Origin of the sequence: Actinacidiphila sp. DG2A-62 (assembly GCF_035825295.1) — a bacterium.
Lineage (GTDB): Bacteria > Actinomycetota > Actinomycetes > Streptomycetales > Streptomycetaceae > Actinacidiphila.
Genome location: NZ_JAYMGI010000002.1, coordinates 7109120 through 7126976, shown reverse-complemented (window position 1 = coordinate 7126976; position 17857 = coordinate 7109120). Strand labels below are relative to the sequence as shown.

General features: G+C 76.0%; 13 protein-coding genes and 1 pseudogene. 9 read left to right on the top strand and 5 right to left on the bottom strand.

Features of this window, described 5'->3' with window-relative positions; genetic code table 11:
- Positions 1 to 10: 10 nt before the first annotated feature.
- The 5 genes and pseudogenes from VSR01_RS31705 to VSR01_RS31685 all read left to right on the top strand — a co-directional run.
- Positions 11 to 487: pseudogene (locus tag VSR01_RS31705) on the top strand (dienelactone hydrolase family protein); the annotation flags it as partial.
- A gap of 162 nt (positions 488 to 649) precedes the next feature.
- Positions 650 to 1372, top strand: coding sequence for a LysE family translocator (locus VSR01_RS31700; protein ID WP_326452441.1), 723 nt, complete (start codon positions 650 to 652; stop codon positions 1370 to 1372).
- A 325-nt stretch (positions 1373 to 1697) separates the two neighbouring features.
- Complete coding sequence (locus VSR01_RS31695) at positions 1698 to 3227, top strand: MFS transporter (RefSeq protein WP_326452440.1); 1530 nt, start codon at positions 1698 to 1700, stop codon at positions 3225 to 3227.
- Positions 3228 to 3671: 444 nt separating this feature from the next.
- Positions 3672 to 4265 carry a hypothetical protein gene (locus tag VSR01_RS31690; RefSeq protein WP_326452439.1) on the top strand — a complete coding sequence of 198 codons (594 nt, stop codon included), beginning with the start codon at positions 3672 to 3674 and terminating at the stop codon, positions 4263 to 4265.
- Positions 4266 to 4437: 172 nt separating this feature from the next.
- Entirely contained in the window at positions 4438 to 4950 is a 513-nt protein-coding gene (locus VSR01_RS31685; protein ID WP_326452438.1) for an SAV_915 family protein, read from the top strand.
- 155 nt (positions 4951 to 5105) lie between these two features.
- Here the strand turns inward: VSR01_RS31685 and VSR01_RS31680 are convergent, their stop codons facing one another.
- On the bottom strand, positions 5106 to 5963 hold the full coding sequence (locus VSR01_RS31680) for a GntR family transcriptional regulator (RefSeq protein WP_326452437.1): 858 nt from the start codon (positions 5961 to 5963) through the stop codon (positions 5106 to 5108).
- A 226-nt stretch (positions 5964 to 6189) separates the two neighbouring features.
- Between VSR01_RS31680 and VSR01_RS31675 the strand changes: the two genes are divergently transcribed.
- The 3 genes from VSR01_RS31675 (at position 6190) to VSR01_RS31665 (ending at position 11510) form a co-directional block, all read left to right on the top strand.
- Positions 6190 to 7731 (top strand): beta-N-acetylhexosaminidase, encoded by a 1542-nt coding sequence (locus VSR01_RS31675; RefSeq protein WP_326452436.1) that lies wholly within the window; start codon positions 6190 to 6192, stop codon positions 7729 to 7731.
- A gap of 182 nt (positions 7732 to 7913) precedes the next feature.
- On the top strand, positions 7914 to 9311 hold the full coding sequence (locus VSR01_RS31670; protein WP_326453927.1) for a cellulose binding domain-containing protein: 1398 nt from the start codon (positions 7914 to 7916) through the stop codon (positions 9309 to 9311).
- Between the two features lie 150 nt (positions 9312 to 9461).
- A complete protein-coding gene (locus VSR01_RS31665) occupies positions 9462 to 11510 on the top strand; it encodes a sigma-70 family RNA polymerase sigma factor (RefSeq protein WP_326452435.1) in 2049 nt (682 codons plus the stop codon).
- Between the two features lie 43 nt (positions 11511 to 11553).
- Here the strand turns inward: VSR01_RS31665 and VSR01_RS31660 are convergent, their stop codons facing one another.
- Both VSR01_RS31660 and VSR01_RS31655 read right to left on the bottom strand, forming a co-directional pair.
- Entirely contained in the window at positions 11554 to 12699 is a 1146-nt protein-coding gene (locus tag VSR01_RS31660; protein ID WP_326452434.1) for a winged helix DNA-binding domain-containing protein, read from the bottom strand.
- Positions 12700 to 12704: 5 nt separating this feature from the next.
- Positions 12705 to 13352 (bottom strand): hypothetical protein, encoded by a 648-nt coding sequence (locus VSR01_RS31655; RefSeq protein ID WP_326452433.1) that lies wholly within the window; start codon positions 13350 to 13352, stop codon positions 12705 to 12707.
- Here VSR01_RS31655 and VSR01_RS31650 point away from each other — a divergent pair.
- Positions 13347 to 14561: a DUF4132 domain-containing protein gene (locus VSR01_RS31650; protein ID WP_326452432.1), complete on the top strand. Its 1215-nt coding sequence runs from the start codon at positions 13347 to 13349 to the stop codon at positions 14559 to 14561. The genes VSR01_RS31655 and VSR01_RS31650 overlap by 6 nt on opposite strands.
- A 473-nt stretch (positions 14562 to 15034) precedes the next feature.
- Here VSR01_RS31650 and VSR01_RS31645 read toward each other — a convergent pair whose 3' ends face one another.
- Together VSR01_RS31645 and VSR01_RS31640 are read right to left on the bottom strand one after the other, a co-directional pair.
- The gene (locus tag VSR01_RS31645; protein WP_326452431.1) at positions 15035 to 16195 is read right to left on the bottom strand and encodes an XdhC family protein; all 1161 of its coding nucleotides are present in this window, start codon (positions 16193 to 16195) and stop codon (positions 15035 to 15037) included.
- 76 nt (positions 16196 to 16271) lie between these two features.
- Positions 16272 to 17738: an NCS2 family permease gene (locus VSR01_RS31640; protein WP_326452430.1), complete on the bottom strand. Its 1467-nt coding sequence runs from the start codon at positions 17736 to 17738 to the stop codon at positions 16272 to 16274.
- Between the last annotated feature and the right edge of the window lie 119 nt (positions 17739 to 17857).

Below are 17857 nucleotides of genomic sequence, written 5' to 3'. Positions count from 1 at the left end.
CCGACGGGGCCCGGCGGTCGCCGACCCCGAGCGGATGCGGGACATCGGCCACGCGGCGCTCGACGTGCTCCGCGCCGAGCCGCGGACCGACCCCGACCGGATCGCCGCCGTCGGCTACGGCACCGGCGGCGCCGTGGCGCTGGAGCTCGGACGCGACGGCGTCGACCTGCGCGCGATCGCGACCGTCAACGCACTGACCACGGGCCGGCCGGGCGAGGCCGCGCGCATCCGCTGCCCGGTGTGGGCCGGGGTCGGCTCGCAGGACCCGATCATGGCGCCCGCGCAACGGGACGCGTTCACCGCCGAGATGCAGGCCGCGGGCGTCGACTGGCGCCTCACGGTCTACGGCGGCGCCTTGCACGCCTTCCACCACCCGCCGGTCGGCCACCCCGTGGTCCCCGGCGTCGGCTACCACCCGCGGCACGCGCGGCGGGCCTGGCGGGACGTCGTCGGCCTGCTCGCCGAGTGCCTGCCCGTGACGGAGTGACCCGGGCGGTCCGGCGTCGTCCGCGGGCCGCGGCGGCGGGGCCGGGGCGCCGCAAACGGCGTGCGAGCGGGGCCCGGTGGGACTTAGGGTCTGTCGTCCGGGACCGCGCGAACGCTCCGGGACGGGCGGAAGCGGCGGCGAGAGGCGGAAGAGGGAGCGGACGTGTCGGTGGACAGACTCGCGGGCTTCGCGGCGATATCACTCGTCCTCGTACTGATCCCCGGCCCCAGCGTGCTGTTCGTGCTGGGCCGGGCCCTGGCGCACGGCCGCCGCACGGCGCTGGGCAGCGTCGTCGGCAACGCGATCGGCGCGTACGTCCTGGCCACGCTCGTCTCGGTGGGCCTGGGCGAGGCCGTCGCCCTCTCGGTCGTGGTGTTCACCGCGCTGAAGCTGGCGGGCGCGGTGTATCTCGTCTTCCTCGGCGTCAAGGCGTGGCGCCACCGCAGGGTGGTGCTCACGGCCGCGCAGGAGGGCGGCGCGGGCACGGGGGAAGCGGCGGGCGGCGCCGGCCCCGAGGCGGCGGGCGGCGCGGACGCGGCGGACGGCCCGCGCAGGCGCGGGCCGCGTGGGAGCGACCTGCGCACGCTGCGCGAGGGCTTCGTCGTCGGCGTGACCAACCCCAAGACGATGGTCTTCTTCGCCGCCGTGCTGCCGCAGTTCGTCGACCGCGGCGCCGGCCGCGTCCACGAGCAGATGCTGCTGCTCGCCCTGGTCTTCATGGTGCTCGCGCTGATCTGCGACAGCATCTGGGCGGTGACCGCGTCGGCGGCCCGCACCTGGTTCGCGCGCTCGCCGCGCCGGATGGCCGCGATCGGCGGCACCGGCGGCCTGGCGATGATCGGCCTCGGCGTCGCGGTGGCGGTCACCGGCCGGGCGGACTCGTAGCGGACCCGGAGCGGACCCGGAGCGGACCCGGAGCGGCCCGTAGCGGACCCGGAGCGCGTCGGCACGGTCCGCGGACCAGTCCCCCGTACGACGGCCGGCCCGGCGCCGGGCACGTGAGGGGAAGGACGCCGCGGGGGCCCTGCGGGGTTGAGCCGGATGTGTGTGAGCAGTCACACAGGCCACACCCCAACGAAACGTTTGCGTTTCGATAGGTCGCGTCGTAACGTCAGTGGAGTACGAAACCGTTTCGTTCGCGGAGCGTCAGCCGCGGCGCGCCCTGAGCGGTTTCCCGCACACTTCCCCGCCCTTTCCAGGAGTCCGTCCCATGTCGACTCAGGTACCCGCCGACGCCAGCGTCGGATCGTCCGCCTCACCGGCGGTGGAGGCCGGACCGGCCGCCGACAAGGCCGAGCACCCCAGCCACCGCTGGTGGGTGCTCGGCGTCATCGCGATCGCCCAGCTCATGGTGGTCCTCGACGCCACCGTCGTGAACATCGCCCTGCCGTCCGCGCAGAAGGCCCTCGGCTTCAGCGACGGCAACCGGCAGTGGATCGTCACCGCCTACTCCCTCGCCTTCGGCTCGCTGCTGCTGCTCGGCGGCCGGCTCGCCGACCTGATCGGGCGCAAGATCGTCTTCCTGGTCGGCGTCGTCGGCTTCGCCGGCGCCTCGGCCCTGGCCGGCGCCGCGCAGAACTTCGAGGTGCTGGTCAGCGGCCGCGCGCTGCAGGGCCTGTTCGGCGCGCTGCTCGCGCCCGCCGCGCTCTCGCTGCTCAACACGACCTTCACCGACAGCAAGGAACGCGCCAAGGCGTTCGGCATCTACGGCGCCATCGCCGGCGCGGGCGGCGGTGTCGGCCTGCTGCTCGGCGGTGTGCTGACCGAGCACCTCAGCTGGCGCTGGACGCTGTACGTCAACCTGTTCTTCGCGATCGTCGCCTTCATCGGCGGCATGGCACTGCTGCGCAAGGGCGCCCCGGCCGACCGGCCCAAGCTGGACATCCCCGGCACGCTGCTGGTCACCATCGGCCTCTTCGGCATCGTCTACGGCTTCTCCAACGCCGAGACCCACGACTGGAGCTCCCCGCTGACCTGGGGCTTCCTGCTACTGGGCGTCGTGCTGGTGGCCGCCTTCGCCTGGTGGCAGACCCGCGCGAAGCACCCGCTGCTGCCGCTGCGCGTGCTGGTCGACCGCAACCGCGGCGCGTCCTTCGCGGTGCTGGGCATCGCCGGTGTCGGTATGTTCGGCGTCTTCCTCTTCCTGACCTACTACCTCCAGCTGTCGCTGCACTACACCCCGATCAAGACCGGCCTGGGCTTCCTGCCGATGATCGGCGCGCTGATGGTCTCCGCGCAGCTCGCCACCAACACGCTGGTGCCGCGGTTCGGCCCCAAGCCGATCGTGCCGCTGGGCATGGCGATGTCGGCGGCGGGCATGGCCTGGCTGACCGTGCTGGACGGCAACAGCTCCTACGCGGCGAACGTGCTGCCGCCGCTGATCGTGATGGGCCTGGGCGTCGGCCTGGCGATGCCCACCGCGATGAGCGTGGCCACCGCGGGCATCGACGCGCGGGACGCTGGTGTGGCCTCCGCGGGCGTCAACACCATGCAGCAGGTGGGCGGTTCGATCGGCACGGCGCTGCTGAACACGCTGGCGGCGACCGCGGCGACCAACTACGTGCACAGCCACGGCGCGTCGCCCGCGGCGCTCGCCCACGCGCAGCTGCACAGCTACTCGGTGGCGTACTGGTGGTCGGCCGGCTTCTTCGCGGTCGGCACGGTGCTGGCGCTGCTGATGTACCGCAGGGGCCTGCCCGAGCAGGTCGCGGACGGCGAGTCGGTGGCCGTCCACATGTGAGCCGCGGGAGAGCGGTACGCCGCTCTCCCGCACCCCGAACCCCCCGGCGCCCTTGAGCGGAGAGCGTCCCGGGGCCGGGGCCGGCAGGCCGGGTCATCGTGGGGACGGGACACCCGGCCACCACCGGCCCCCACTCCAGCCGCCCCGGTCGGTGCACCACCCCCGTGTGCACCGACCGGGGCGGCTTCCGCGTCCAGCACCCCCGAGGCGGCGCGGGTCCGCCAGAGCGTCGCCTGGGAGGTGCCCCAGCGCGAGCAACCCCAGCACCCCGGCAGCCGGGAACAAACCCCCGCGGGGCAGACGCGACCCCGCACCCGGACCCGCCCCGGAGGGGTCATGCGGGTGGATCCGCCCCGCGCCACCCGCCGCGTCGCCGCCCTCCCCCGCCGCCGCGAGGCACCCTGTCTCCCACAGCGCGCCCCGCCGTCGAGAGGCCCCGCCCCCATGAACCGCCGCCGCGCAGGCACCCGTACCCGCCCCCGCAGCCTGCTGCGCGTCCTCGTCCGCGTGCCCGGCTGCCTCCTCCTCGCGTCCGGCCTGCTGCTGGCCGCCTCGACCACGGGCTCCGCGGCGCAGCCCGCGCAGCCCGTGCAACCCGCACCGACCCCGCCCAGCGCGCCCAGCGCCGTCGGCGCCGTGCTCGACAATCGGGTGACCCCGCTCACCGCCGAGGTCGACGAAGCCGAGAACGGCGAGTTCACACTCAGCGTGACGAACACCGGCACGGTGACCGCCGGAACCGTCCGCGTCCTGCTCGACGAGGGCTCCGCGGACAACCCGGTCGGCTCGGCCGACGGCCGCTGCCTGAGCCGGCTCGACGCGTACTCGCCAGCCGACCTGTGGTGTGAGCTGGGCGCACTGGCCCCGCAGCAGACCGTCTCGGTGCAGGTGCACGCGTACATGAGCCGGTGCGTGTGGCTCGACCCCGGCTCCAGCTCGTTGCGCGCCCCCGCCTTCAGTTGGCGGGTCGGCTACACCGACGCGGGCACGCCCCGCAGCGTTGCGGGGCCCACCCCGCGCTGGAGCTGCGCCCTCTGACCCCGATACGCCCCGCACGCGCCGCTCGTGCGCGGAGCACGCGCCGGGCACGCACCGACCGCGCCGGGCACGCACCGACCGCGCGGCCACGCGCCGACCACGCACCCGTCACGCACCGGCCGTACGCCACGGCCGGGCGGTGGCGCCGCGGCCCACGGGATACCGTTGGTGCATGCACGTGAGTCAGCACCAGCCGTCGACGGGGCCTGGACCGGACGCCGGGGACGGTGCGAGACGCTCCTTGTACGTGCCGGTGCGGCGCGGGCCCGCGGGCGCGGTGATCCGTCTGTGGCGGACCCCGGTGGGCACCCGGACGGCCGTGGCGTTCACCACCGACCGCCGGCTGCGCTCGGTGCTCGGCCCGACGCACCCGTGGATCCGGCTGTCGGAGGCGGCACTGCGCCGGATGGCCGAACCCCTCGGCGCGGTCCACCTCACCGTCGACCCGCTGCTGACCGCCCGCCCGCCGGCCGCGTGGTCCGCGCAGCCCGCCACCGCACCGGCCACCGGTGCCGAGCCGACGGCCGGAAGCACGATCGAGTCGGCGATCCGACCGGCGATCGAGCCGGAGCCGGCTGCCGCGTCCCGACCGGCCGGCGAACTCCAGCCGGGCGCCGAGCCCGAGCGGGCGATCGAGCCCGAGCCCCCCGCCGAGCCGCTGGCCGGCGCCCCCTCGCCCGCCTGACGCGGGGCGCCTGACGCGCCCGGCCCGCCGCGCCCGGCCCACCACGCCAGGCCCGACGCAGCTCCGGCGCACCCCCGGCCCGCCGCGCCCGGCCCGGCGCGGTTCTCGGCGCACCCCCGGCCCGGCCGCTCGCAAGCCCCAGGGCGGCCGCCCCCTCACTCCGCCGGCTGCACGTCCCCGACCATCAGCGCGGGGACGTCGCCGCGTCCGGCCAGGTCGCCCGGCGGGATGCCGGGGTGGTGGCCGGTCCTGGCCGGCGTCCCGCCCGCTCCCGCCGCGCCCGCCGCGGCGTCGCCGAGCGCGAGCCGGGAGACGATGCGGTAGCGGTCGCCGCGGTAGACCGAGTGGACGTACTCCACCGGCCGCCCGGTGTCGTCGCGGGTGAGGCGTTCGAAGAGCAGCGCGGGCGAGAGCACCGGGACGCCGATCAGCCGGGCCTCCTCCTCGTTGGTGACGGTCGGCTCGATGGACTGCACGGCCTCGTGCACCCGCACCCCGTAGCGCTCGCGCAGCACGTCGTAGAAGTCGCCGGACTCCATGTCGGCGACGTCGAGCCCGGGGACGAACGCGGCCGGCACGTGCAGGTACTCGATCGCCATCGGCTCGCCGTCGACCAGCCGCAGCCGGGCGATGTAGGTGACCTCGGCGGCCGGTGAGACGTGCAGCTTGCGGCCGACGCGGGCGCCGGCCCGTACCGTCGCGAACTCCAGCACCTGGCTGGACCAGCTGCCGGCGGCCTGCGGCAGCCGGTGCGCGTCGCGGTCCGGGCTGAGTTCCTGGGTGATCTTGGCGCGGGCCACGAACATGCCGCGCCCGTGCTCGCGCACCAGCAGCCCGGTGGTGACCAGTTCGTCCACCGCGGAGCGCAACGTGGGCCGGGAGACGCCGAGTTGGTCGCACAGCGCGCGCTCGGAGGGGATCGGGTCGCCGGGCTTCCGCGACTCGACCAGCTCCATGAGGTGGTCGCGGACGCGTTCGCGCTTCAGTGCGGAGCGCGACGGCTCACTGGTCATGTTCCCTGTCCCTTTCCCGCGTGTGGTGCGCCCCAAGGTTAACCAGATGGTGACCAGTGCACCAGCCGCACCGCCATGGTCTGCCCCGTTCCGCCCATGTTCCGTCCGCCGCACGCCCCCTTGACGCCACTACTGGTCTATGCCACTTTCTCTGACCAGTACCAGACCAGTTGGCAAGTGGTAAGTTCCGCCACTCCCTCCGAGGTGACGTCCCCGGGAGCCCGCCGTGATCATCCCCCACCCCGTACGACTCGACCGCGACCCCGGCGGCTTCACGCTCGGCGCCGACACCGCCGTGCGCGCCGGCGACGGCGCGCGGGACGCGGCGCGGCTGCTGCGCACGCTGCTGCGCCCGGCCACCGGGCTGCCGCTGCCGGACTCCCCCGACGGCGCCGTGGTGCTCGCCCTGGACCCGGCGGCGGGCGCGGGGCTGCGGGCCGGCCACGTGGCCGCCGAGGCGTACGAGCTGACCGTCGCGCCGGACCGGGTGCTGCTGCGCGCGCCGCGGCCCGCCGGGCTGCTGCACGGCGTGCAGACGATCCGGCAACTGCTGCCCGCGCAGGCGCTGTCGGACCGCCCGGCGCCGGGGGTGCGGTGGCGGCTGCCGGCCGTGCGGATCGCCGACGCGCCGCGGTACGGCTGGCGCGGCGCGATGCTGGACGTCTCCCGGCACTTCCTGCCGATGTCCTTCGTCCGCCGCTTCGTCGACCTGATCGCGCTGCACAAGCTGACCGTGCTGCACCTGCACCTCACCGACGACCAGGGCTGGCGGATGCCGGTGGCCGCCTACCCGCGGCTGACCGAGGTCGGCGCCTTCCGGGCCCGCTCGATGGTCGGCAGGGCCGGCAGCCCGCACCACGACGACCGGCCGCACGGCGGCGCGTACACCGCGGCGCAGCTGCGCGAGCTGGTGGCGTTCGCGGCCGGGCGCGGGGTCACCGTGCTGCCGGAGATCGAGATGCCCGGCCACACCCGGGCGGCCCTGGCCGCGTACCCGGAGCTGGGCAACGTGCCGGGACGGGCGCTGGACGTGTGGACCGACTGGGGCGTGTGCGAGCAGGTGCTCGGGGTGCACGACGCGGCGCTGGACTTCTGCCGGACCGTGCTGGACGAGGTGATGGACCTGTTCCCGTCGCCGTACGTGCACATCGGCGGCGACGAGTGCCCGGTGGTGGAGTGGGAGACCTCTCCCGCGGCGCTGCGCCGGGCGGCCGACGAGGGCCTGCCGGCCGCCAAGGCGCTGCACGGCTGGTTCCTCGGCCGGATCGGCGACCACCTGACGGCGGCCGGGCGCAGGCCCCTGTGCTGGGCGGAGGACTCCGGCGCGCCGCCGCCCGGCTTCACCGTGATGCCGTGGCGCGACGCCGACCACGGGCTGACCGCCGCGCGGCGCGGCCACGACGTGGTGATGTCGCCGCACCGCTCGACGTACTTCGACTATCCGCAGTCCGCCGATCCCGGCGAGCCGCTCGGCCAGGCCGGCGACCCGGTGGAGCTGCGCGCGGTGCACGCGGCCGACACCGCGCCCGGCTCGTGGGAGCCGCGGGCCGCCGCCCGGGTGCTGGGCACGCAGGGGCACCTGTGGACGGAGTTCGTGGCGGACGAGCGGCAGGCCGAGTACCTGCTCTTCCCGCGGCTGTGCGCGCTCGCCGACCGGGTCTGGAACCCCGGCAGCCGCTGGTCCGAGGACTTCCTGCCCGCGCTGACCGCGCACCGGGCGCGGCTGGCCGCGCTCGGCGTACGGCACGGCCCGATACCGGCCGGCTGACCGCCGGCGGCCCCGCACCGCCCTGCCCACACCTCCCTGCCCACACCTCCCTGCCCCCTCACCACCCCTCCCCCGAACTCCGGCCGTGCCGCGGCGACTTCCCGCCGCGACCGGCAGGCTCCCCGCAGAAAGGGATCACCGTGTCAGGAAAGTTCCGCGTATCCACCAGGGTCCGCGCCGCGATGGCGGTGTCCGCCGCGGCGGGCCTGGCCTGTGCGGCGCTGACCGCGCTGCCGGCCTCCGCCGCCCAGGACCCGCTGACCGTGCAGTACAAGACCAGCGCCTCGGGCGCCACCACCGACCAGGTCGAGCCGTGGTTCGAGGTGACCAACACCGGGTCCGCCTCGGTGCCGCTCAGCCAGGTCACGCTGCGCTACTACTTCAAGTCCGACGGGCCGAGCGTCACCTACAAGTTCGCCTGCTCCTGGGCGGTCAAGGGCTGCGCCAACGTGACCGGCACCTTCGGCACCCTGGCCAACCCCACCGCCACCGCCGACCGCTACCTGCAGATCGGCTTCACCGCCAGCGCCGGCTCGCTGGCCCCCGGCCAGAACACCGGCGACCTCCAACTGCGCTTCTACCGCTCGGACTGGCAGACCATCAACCAGGCCGACGACTACTCCTTCGGCGGCTCCCAGACCACCTACGCCAACTGGCCGAAGGTCACCGTGCAGGAGTCCGGCGCACTGGTCTACGGCACCGCGCCGGCCGGCAACGACCCCGGCGGCCCGACCGACCCGCCCACCTCGCCGGGCAACCCCGGCGACCCCAACGCCCCCACGCTCTTCGACGACTTCAGCTACTCCAGCAGCTCCGACCCGGCCGTCCAGCAGCACGGCTGGACGGTGAAGTCCGGCCAGGGCGGCCCGGGTGTGGCCGGCGCGACCTGGTCGCCGTCGGACGTGACCTTCGTGGCCGACGGCTCGGGCAAGGTGATGAACCTGCGGCTGACCACGGACGGCACCGCCGCGGGCACCAAGGAGACCGAGATCCAGACCACCACCCGCAAGTTCAAGAACGGCACCTACGCGGCCCGGGTGAAGTTCAACGACACGCCGACCGGCGGCCCCGACGGCGACCACGTCAACCAGACGTTCTTCACCTTCACGCCGCTGAACGCGCCGATGGACCCCGACTACAGCGAGCAGGACTTCGAGTACCTGCCCAACGGCGGCTGGGGCGAGACGCAGAACATCATGTACGAGACCTCGTGGGAGACCTACAACCCCGACCCGTGGAACGCGGTGAACACCCACGGCCAGCAGTACGGCAGCCTCGACGGCTGGCACGACCTGCAGATCACCATCGACAACCAGTACATCACGTACTACATCGACGGCCAGCAGGTCGCCCAGCACGGTGAGCCGTACCTGCCCGAGACCCCGCAGTGGATCGACTTCAACCACTGGCTGATCGACCTCGCCGGCCAGACCAGCAGCACGCCGCGCTCCTACAACGAGCAGGTGGACTACGTGTACTTCGTCAAGGACCAGGTGCTGACCCCGGCGCAGGTCCAGTCCACGGTGGCCGGGCTGCGCAGCGCGGGCACCACGTTCAAGGACACGGTGCCGGCGAGCTGAGCCCGCCCCGCGGCCCCGGTGTCACGGGCCGCCGAGTCCCGGCCGCTTCGGCGGCCGGGACTTTCCGTTATCCCCGCGGGCGTGCCACCGTCTCCTGTTCGATGGCCCCGGCGGTGCGGCGCGGGCCGGACGAGTGACGGAGCGGAGCGTATGCGAGGCAGCGAGCGGGTCGGTCCCGACCCAGCGATGGTGGCGGCGGCCCGGGCGGGCGACGAGCGGGCGCTCGACGTGCTGGTCGCGCAGAGCCTGCCGCTGGTCTACAACGTGGTCGGGCGGGCGCTGGACGGGCACGACGACGTGGACGACGTGGTCCAGGAGACGCTGCTGCGGGTGGTGCGCGGGCTCGGCGAGCTGCGCGACCCGGCGGCGTTCCGGTCCTGGCTGGTGGCCATCGCGGTCCGCCAGGTCCGCGACCGCGAGCAGGCGCGCCGGGCCAACTGGCAGCGCAGGACCGCCTTGGACGCGGCCGAGGCGATACCCGACCCGGCCTCGGACTTCGCCTCGGTGACGATCCTGCGGCTCGGACTGACCGACCAGCGGCGGGAGATCGCCGAGGCGACCCGCTGGCTGGACGACGACGACCGCACCCTGCTCGCGCTGTGGTGGCTGGAGGAGACCGGCGACATCGGCCGCACCGAGCTGGCCGAGGCGCTCGGCCTCAGCCGGCAGCACGCCGCCGTGAAGGTGCAGCGGATGAAGGAGCAGCTGGAGACCTCGCGCACGGTGGTGCGGGCGCTCGGCGCGGCCGACGGCTGCGAGCAGTTGCGCACGGTGGTCGCCGGCTGGGACGGCGTGCCGAGTCCGCTGTGGCGCAAGCGGATCGCCCGGCACGTCCGCGGCTGCGACGTGTGCGGGCACGCGTGCGGTCTGCTGCTGCCGATGGACCGGCTGCTCAGCGGCCTCCCCCTGCTGCCGGTGCCGGTCCACCTGACCGCCGCGCACGCCCCGGCCGCGGGCTGGTCGGGCGCGGCGCACGGCCCGCACACCCCGCACGGCCCGTACGCCGCGCACCCGGCCGCGGGCCACGCCGCCGCGCACTCCGCGGCCCCCATGCCCCCCACCGAGGCCGTAGCCCCCACGGCCGCGCGCACCGCTCCGCCGTCCCGTCCGCGGGGGCGGAGCGGTGCGCATCGGGGCGGCGGCAGACCGCGCCCGCGGCTGCCGCACGGGCCGGTCGCCGGGCCGGCCGCGGCGGTGAGCGCGGTGGCGGCGGTGGCCGCGGGCGCGCTGCTCGCGGTGCACCTGACCGCGGACCCGGCGCGGCCCGCCGCACACGCCGCGCCGAGCGGGCCCGCCGTCACCGCGGCCGTGCCCGCGCCGGCCACGCCCGCACCCACCACGACGAGCGCCTCGCCCACCCCGACGCGCACCGCCGGCCGCACGCCCGGCGCCTCCGCCGCCGCGCGCCCGCCGAAGGCCACGCCGCGCGGGACCGTGGCGCCGGCCGCGCCGCCGCCCGCCGCGCCCGCGGTCTCGGACCGCAAGGGCGTCGGGGTGTGGAGCTTCGACGGCGTGAACACCGCGCTGAAGCGCTCGGGCGCGAGCTGGTACTACACCTGGTCCACCTCCCACGACGGCATCAGCGGCCCGGGGTTCGTGCCGATGATCTGGGGCGCGGGCAGCGCCGACGACGCGTCGCTGGCCCGCGCCGAGGCCGCGGGTCCGTATCTGCTGGGCTTCAACGAGCCCGACATGTCAGGGCAGTCGAACATGACGGTCGATCAGGCGCTCGCGCTGTGGCCGGCGTTGATGCGGACCGGCAAGGTGCTCGGCAGCCCGGCGGTGGCGTACGGCGGCGACACCCCGGGCGGCTGGCTGGACCGTTTCATGTCCGGCGCGCGGGCCAAGGGCTACCGCGTCGACTTCATCGCACTGCACTGGTACGGCGGCGACTTCACCACGCCGGACGCGGTCGCGCAGCTCAGGTCGTATCTGCAGGCGGTGTACGACCGGTACCACAAGCCGATCTGGCTCACCGAGTTCGCGCTGATCGACTTCTCGCACGGCACCCGCTTCCCGACCGACCAGCAGCAGGCCGCCTTCGTCACCGCGGCGGCGAAGATGCTGGACGGTCTGCCCTACCTCCAGCGCTACGCCTGGTTCGGCCTGCCCGCCAAGGACGACGGCCCGAGCAGCGGGCTGTTCCACAGCGGCCCGGCCGAGACGCCGGCAGGGCGCGCGTTCGAGGCGGCGCGCTGAGCGACGGCCGGGGACGCGGGGGTACGGCGTCCGCGTCCCCGCGTCACGGCGCGGTGAACCGTACGGCGTGGGCCGGCGCGTCCGGGTGGGCGGCGGCGAGCAGCCGCAGCGCGTCGGCCTCCAGCGCGTCGCGGTCGGCCGGGCGCAGCGGCGCGAACGGCGTGACGCTGATCGCCGCCGTGTCCTCGTCCTCCCTGCGACCGCCGCGGCCGCGCGCCGGGCGGGAGCCTCCTGCGGAGCCCGCGAACTGCCAGGTGCCGCCCACGAATCCGTCGACCAGCACGGTCCCCTTGACCATCCCGTTGACGCTGATGACGCGGCTCCTGTCGGCCGGCGCGAGGATGCGGGCCCGGTCGGCGTGGGAGAGCAGCAGGTTGTCGAAGTCGGCGACCAGGCGCGCGGTCACCGGCCGGTCGCCGTCGGCGAGTTCGGCGTCGGGCAGGTCGTACAGCACACGGCCGTCCTCGGCGGTGTACGTGCGCAGCGGCAGCCCGGCGAAGACCTGCTTCAGGCCGGTGCGCCCCGACCACTTCTGCATGTCGGCGGGGGTCGCCGGCCCGAACGCGGCCAGGTAGCGGCGGACCAGCCCCGGCAGGTCCGGGTCCTCGGCGAGCGGCGCGCCGGCCCAGGCGTCGAGCATCGCGTGGCGCGGGCCCGCGTTCTGCCCCCACAGCCCGCGCGGCGGTACCTGCACCAGCGGCGCCCACAGGCGCAGCGCGTTGAGCAGCGCGAGCGGGTCGGCGTCCGGGAACCGCTCGGCGAGGCCGGCCCGCAGCTCGGCGGAGGACAGCGGCCGGTCCGCCAGCAGCGCGCGGCTGTACGCGACCGCCGTCGCGCGGTCGACGCCGGCGCAGCCGGCCGCCCATGGCGAGGCGCGCAGGCCCCGGTCCAGCATGGGCTGCAGCCACGGCCGCAACCGCAGCGCGTCCGCCGCCGTCACCAGATGCACGGTGCCGCGCATCAGGACCAGCCGCACCAGCGTGCGCCCGGTGAGCAGGGAGCCCAGCTCCCCGAAGCGGAATCCGTCGAGCCGGGACCACAGGCCGGGGTAGGGGGAGGTGGGCTGCTGCGACTGGAGGCCGAGCAGATGGGCGACGGCGTCCTGCGCGGGCATGGCCCGCCGCTCCAGCAGGAACTGCCGGGAGAGCAGGGTGCGGTTGAGGGTGCGGAGGTCCAGCGGCTTGTGCATGGCTGTCACGGTAGGGGTCGTTGAGGACGGTTCCTGTCCGCAATGACCCGGTCGGTCGGCGGTGCGGGTGGACGGAAGGGGGCGGCGATGGTTCCGCCGGTGGGGCCGTGGTGGGCGGCGCGGCGCGGGTACGACTTCCCGCGGATGGCGCGGGGCGGCACGGTCGCGCCGTTGCGGCCGCGGGCGCTCAGCCGCGCGCTGGCGCGGGCGGCGCGGGCGGACGAGCGCGCGGAGTCCGCGGCGGGGGCGGCGGGGGCGGCGGAGCCACGCGTCCGTCCGGGCGCGCCGCCCGGCTCGGCTCCCGGCGCGACCGCGCCCGGCCCGCGCAGTGCCGCCGCCGTCGCCGCGCTGTCCGAGGAGGACCGCCGCACGGTGGCGCTGCGCATCCAGCGGGAGCGGACCGCGCTGTCCGTGGCCGACCGGGAGGAGCGGATCTCGGCGGCGCTGGCGGCGGCGCGCTGCGGCTGGAGGGCGCCGCAGGTGGAGGAGCTGTTCCGGCTCGCCCTCCGGAGCGTCGACCCGGTCCACCCGGCGCCGCCTGGCGTCCCGACGCGCCCGGGTCGCTCGAACTGCCGCTGGCCGCCTTCGAGGAGCTGTCCGCGGCCGACCGCGAGCGGCTGCACCCGTATCTGCGCACCGTCCTGGCCATGCACCACTTCGACCTGCTGCTGCGCCCGGCGGGCATCCCGGTGCCGCCGCGACGCCGCGCCCTGGTGGAGCGGGTGCGCGCCCTGCTGCCGTCCGCGTACGACGTGGACGGCCTGCTGGCGCACCGCGACGCGTACGCCACCGCGGTCCGCCAGGCGCTCGGCGCGACCGCGTACCGCCCCGAGATCGCCGCCTTCGTCGGTCTGTGCGCCGAGGTGACCGGAGCACGCCCGTCGTACGCGTGGCTGGGCCGGGTGCGGGAGCTGGTGCAGCGCGAGCCCGGCGCGCGGGCGGCGCTCGCCCCGCTGCTGCGGTCGGTCGGGGTCCGGCTCGACGGCCCCGGGGCGGTACGGTACGAGGACGCCGAACTCACCGAGGACAGCGGGCGGTTGCTGACCGGCGCCGCGTGGGCGGCGTGCGTGGCCGAGCGCGTGCCGGCGCTCCGCGATCTGGAACGGGCCCTGTCGCGGTACGCGGGAAGGCCGCCCGAGGAGCTGTCGGCGGGGGCCGCGCTGTTCCTGCGCGGCGGCCTGGCGGCCCTCGGCGCCCTCGCCGGCGAGCCGGCCGACGCGGCAGACGAGCGGCTGCTCGCCACCGCGTCGGGGAGGCCCGGCACGGCGGCGGCCGAGGCGCTGCGGCGGCTGCGCCGCTACCCCGCCGAGCTGGACCCGGCGGCCATGAGCGTCGCCGTCGGCGCGTACACGGCGCATTTCACGGTCGACCCGACCGGCCGGGTCAGCCTCGGCTTCCGCAACGAGCAGGGGGTGCGGCTGCTGCACGTGCCGCGGCGGGTCAGGACCCACACCCCGGCCGCCTACGCGGCGCTGCGCGCCCGGGTCGCCGAACTCACCGCGCGCACCACCGCGTTCAAGGGCTCGCTCACCGAGCGGCTGCACGACGATCCCGGGCAGACCTGGGCGCGGTGGCGGGCCCTGCACCTCGACCCGCCGCTGCTGGAACCGCTGACCCGCGCGCTGGTCTGGCAGGCCGACACCGTCGCGGGCCCGGTCGTCGGGCTCCCGGTCCGGCGCGGGCGCGCGGGCGGATGGGCGCTGCGCGATCTCCGCGGCCACTTCCACGAGGTGGCCGACTCCGCCACCGTCCGCCTGTGGGACCCGCGCGGGGCGGACGCCGCCGAGGTCGCCGCGTGGACCACGGCGCTGCGCAGGCGGCGGCTGGTCCAGCCGGTGCCGCAGCTCCCGCCCGGGAAGTGAGAGGGCCCGGCCACGGGTGCGGACGGTCCCGGCGGACGGGTCCCGCGCACGGGTGTGAGCGGGCCCCGGCCACGGGTGCGGACGGCCCCGCGCACGGGTGCGGACGGTCCCGGCCACCGGTGCGGACAGCCCCGCGCACGGGTGCGGACGGCCCCGGCCACCGGTGCGGACAGCCCCGCACACGGGTGCGGACGGCCCCGGCCACCGGTGCGGACGGCCCCGCGCACGGGTGTGGGCCGCGGCGGCCCGGGCCGCCGGCGCGCCGGGGCGTGGTTGGCCGGGTCGGACCGGGGCCGGGGTCGGACCGTGGCCGGCCCGGGTCGGACTCGCGCCGGGCCCGGGGCCGCCTGGCCGCCAGGGCGCCAGGGCGCCGGGGCGCCGGGGCGCCGAGCCGGGGTCGGGCCAGGGCCATGCTCGGGCCGGGTTGCGGCCGCGTCGCGCTCACGCCGCGCTCAGGCCCGGCCCTGCCGGGCTCAGGCCGCGGGCGGCCCGAGGTGGCGGGCCGGGGCGCCGGGCGTCCGGTGGATCGGGGTGTGCGCGCCGGTCAGCGGCGCGCCGGTGCCGCCGTAGCGGTGCGCGACGATCTCCGCGGCGATGGACAGCGCGGTCTCCTCCGGGGTGCGCGCGCCGAGGTCGAGGCCGATCGGCGAGTGCAGCCGGGCCAGGTCCAGGTCGGTCAGCCCGCTCTCGCGCAACCGGTCGAGCCGCGCGAGGTGGGTGCGGCGCGACCCCATCGCGCCGACGTACGCCACCGGCAGCCGCAGCGCCCGTTCCAGCAGCGGCACGTCGAACTTCGCGTCGTGGGTGAGCACGCACACCGCGGTGCGGGCGTCGAGTCGGCCCGCGGCGGCCTCGGCCTCCAGATAGCGGTGCGGCCACTGCACCACCACCTCGTCGGCGTCCGGGAAGCGCCCGGCGGTGGCGAAGACCGGACGCGCGTCGCACACCGTGACCCGGTAGCCGAGGAAGGCGCCCGCGCGGACCAGCGCCGCCGCGAAGTCGACCGCGCCGAACACCAGCAGCCGCGGCGGCGGCGTGCGCGACTCCACCAGCAGCGTCAGCGGGACGCCGCAGCGGCTGCCGTCCGCGCCGATCTCCACGGTGCCGGTGCGGCCGGCCGCGAGCAGGGCGTGCGCCTGCGCCGCGGCCGCGCGGTCCCGCCGCGGGTCGCCGAGGGTGCCCTCGAAGCCCCCGTCGGCGTCGACCAGCAGGGCCGCGCCGAGCAGCTCGGCCGGGCCGCGCACGATCCTGGCGAGCGCCGCGGTGGCGCCGCCGGCCGCCGCGGCCAGGGCGTGCGCGGTCTCCGGCCGCCGCGCCGGGTCGATCCGCTGCACCAGCACGTCGATCACGCCGCCGCAGCTCAGCCCGACCGCGAAGGCGTCCTCGTCGGAGTAGCCGAAGCGTTCCAGCACCACGTCGGGGCCCTGGCCGTTCAGCGCCTCCTGGCACAGCTCGTAGACCGCGCCCTCGACGCAGCCGCCGGAGACGCTGCCGATCACGGCGCCGTCGCCGTCCACGGCGAGCGCGGCGCCCGGCTGCCGCGGCGCGCTGCCGCCGGTGGCGACGACGGTCGCGACCGCGAACGGCCGCCCCAGCCCGCACCAGCGGTGCAGCTCCTCGGCGATGTCCAGCATGGTGATCGTCTCCTCGTGGGACAGCCTGGAAGGCGTCGGGCGCCGGGCGTCGGGCGCCGGCTCCGGAGGCTCGGCGCTACCTCACGCCGAGCCAGCCCTCGATCGGGTGCAGGGCGAAGTAGACGGTGAAGACGGCGGCCAGGACCCACATGAACGGCCCGGGCTCGCGCCATCGGCCCTGCGCGGCGCGTATCGCGGTGTACGACACCACGCCCGCGCCGACGCCGGCGGTGATCGAGTAGGTGAAGGGCATCAGGGCCACCGTCATGAAGACCGGCACGGCCACCGCGCGGTCCGACCAGTCGACGTGCCGGGCGTTGCCCATCATCATCGCGCCGATCACCACCAGGGCCGCGGCGGCGACCTGGCCGGGCACGATCTGCGCGAGCGGGGTGAAGAACAGGCCGAGCGCGAAGAGCAGTCCGGTCACGGTGGCGGACAGCCCGGTGCGCGCGCCCTCGCCGACGCCGGTCGCGGACTCGATGAACACGGTCTGCCCGGAGGCGCCCGCGACACCGCCGATCGCGCCGCCCGCGCCGTCGACGAACAGCGCCCTGGACAGCCCCGGCATCCGGCCCCGCTCGTCGGCGAGGCCGGCCTCGGTGCCGACGCCGATGATGGTGGCCATCGCGTCGAAGAACCCGGCGAGCACCAGGGTGAAGACGATGACGCCGACGGTCATCCCGCCGATCGAGCCCCAGCCGCCGAACTCCACGTGGCCCAGCAGCGAGAAGTCCGGCATGGACACCGCGCTGCCCCGCAGCCGGGGCGCGGTGCCGCCCCAGTCGGCGGCGGTCAGGTGCCCGACGGCGTTGACGACCACCGCGAGGACGGTGCCGGTGACGATGCCGACCAGGATCGCGCCGGGCACGTCCCTGGCCTGGAGCATGAAGATCAGCAGCAGCGTCACGCAGAACAGCAGCACCGGCCAGCCGGCCAGCTGCCCGCCGGCGCCGAGGGTGACCGGCGCACTGCCGTGCGGGTCGCCCTTGCCCACGAAGCCGGCGTTGACCAGGCCGATCATCGCGATGAACAGGCCGATGCCGATGGTGATGCCGTGCTTGAGCGGCAGCGGTATGGCGTTCATGACGATCTCGCGCAACCCGGTGACCACCAGCAGCACGATCACCGCGCCGTACAGCACGCACATGCCCATCGCCTGCGGCCAGGTCATGTTCGGCGCGACCTGGGTGGAGATCACCCCGGCGACGCTCAGCCCGGCGGCGAGGGCCAGCGGCGCCTTGCCGAGCAGGCCCATCAGCAGCGTGGAGACGGCCGCGGCCAGCGCGGTCGCGGTGATCAGCGCGGCGTGGCCGAGCCGGTGGCCGTGCGCGTCGGGACCCGACAGCAGCAGCGGGTTGAGCAGCAGGATGTAGCACATCGCCATGAAGGTGGTGACGCCGCCGCGGACCTCGCGGGGGATCGTCGAGCCTCGTGCGGTGATGTGGAAGTACCGGTCGAGCCACGGGCGTTGGTCCGGGCCGCGCGGCCCGGGGCGCGGGTCCCCGGCCGCGGTGCGCGGCTCCACTGGCGTCTGGGTCATGTGCCGACTCCCAAGGTTCACAGGGGCACCCGCACCAGGGGTGCGGGATTTGGGATGGATGTGGTCTGCACGACCCGGGGACGGCCCGAGGTGCCTTGCCGTACTGCCGCGCCGGACCG

What these genes read in the sequence shown, in the direction of transcription:
- VSR01_RS31695 (WP_326452440.1), top strand. Translation starts at nt 1,698, where the DNA reads ATGTCGACTCAGGTACCCGCCGACGCCAGCGTCGGATCGTCCGCCTCA.
- VSR01_RS31690 (WP_326452439.1), top strand. Translation starts at nt 3,672, where the DNA reads ATGAACCGCCGCCGCGCAGGCACCCGTACCCGCCCCCGCAGCCTGCTG.
- VSR01_RS31685 (WP_326452438.1), top strand. Translation starts at nt 4,438, where the DNA reads ATGCACGTGAGTCAGCACCAGCCGTCGACGGGGCCTGGACCGGACGCC.
- VSR01_RS31680 (WP_326452437.1), bottom strand. Translation starts at nt 5,963, where the DNA reads ATGACCAGTGAGCCGTCGCGCTCCGCACTGAAGCGCGAACGCGTCCGC.
- VSR01_RS31670 (WP_326453927.1), top strand. Translation starts at nt 7,914, where the DNA reads ATGGCGGTGTCCGCCGCGGCGGGCCTGGCCTGTGCGGCGCTGACCGCG.
- VSR01_RS31665 (WP_326452435.1), top strand. Translation starts at nt 9,462, where the DNA reads ATGCGAGGCAGCGAGCGGGTCGGTCCCGACCCAGCGATGGTGGCGGCG.
- VSR01_RS31660 (WP_326452434.1), bottom strand. Translation starts at nt 12,699, where the DNA reads ATGCACAAGCCGCTGGACCTCCGCACCCTCAACCGCACCCTGCTCTCC.
- VSR01_RS31650 (WP_326452432.1), top strand. Translation starts at nt 13,347, where the DNA reads ATGCACCACTTCGACCTGCTGCTGCGCCCGGCGGGCATCCCGGTGCCG.
- VSR01_RS31645 (WP_326452431.1), bottom strand. Translation starts at nt 16,195, where the DNA reads ATGCTGGACATCGCCGAGGAGCTGCACCGCTGGTGCGGGCTGGGGCGG.
- VSR01_RS31640 (WP_326452430.1), bottom strand. Translation starts at nt 17,738, where the DNA reads ATGACCCAGACGCCAGTGGAGCCGCGCACCGCGGCCGGGGACCCGCGC.